A 463-nucleotide genomic window follows, 5' to 3' on the forward strand; every position below is an offset into this window, starting at 1 on the left:
ATTTGAGACTACTGGGGTATCTAATCCTGTTCGCTACCCACGCTTTCGTCCATCAGCGTCAATCAATTAGTAGTAACCTGCCTTCGCAATTGGTATTCCATGTAATCTCTAAGCATTTCACCGCTACACTACATATTCTAGTTACTTCCTAATAATTCAAGTTTAACAGTATCAATGGCCGTTCCACCGTTGAGCGATGGGCTTTCACCACTGACTTATTAAACCGCCTACGCACCCTTTAAACCCAATAAATCCGGATAACGCTTGGATCCTCCGTATTACCGCGGCTGCTGGCACGGAGTTAGCCGATCCTTATTCCTACGGTACCGTCAATCTACACGTCACAGTGTTTCTTCCCGTATAAAAGCAGTTTACAAACCATAGGACCGTCATCCTGCACGCGGCATGGCTGGATCAGGCTTGCGCCCATTGTCCAATATTCCTCACTGCTGCCTCCCGTAGG

The 463-nt window shown here is 47.3% G+C and carries 1 rRNA gene; it reads right to left on the reverse strand.

The window, feature by feature from the left end:
• A 16S ribosomal RNA gene (locus KKQ10_RS28295) occupies positions 1–463 on the reverse strand; the annotation flags it as partial.

It is taken from the genome of Pseudomonas sp. MG-9, assembly GCF_018729515.1.
Lineage (GTDB): Bacteria > Pseudomonadota > Gammaproteobacteria > Pseudomonadales > Pseudomonadaceae > Aquipseudomonas > Aquipseudomonas serboccidentalis.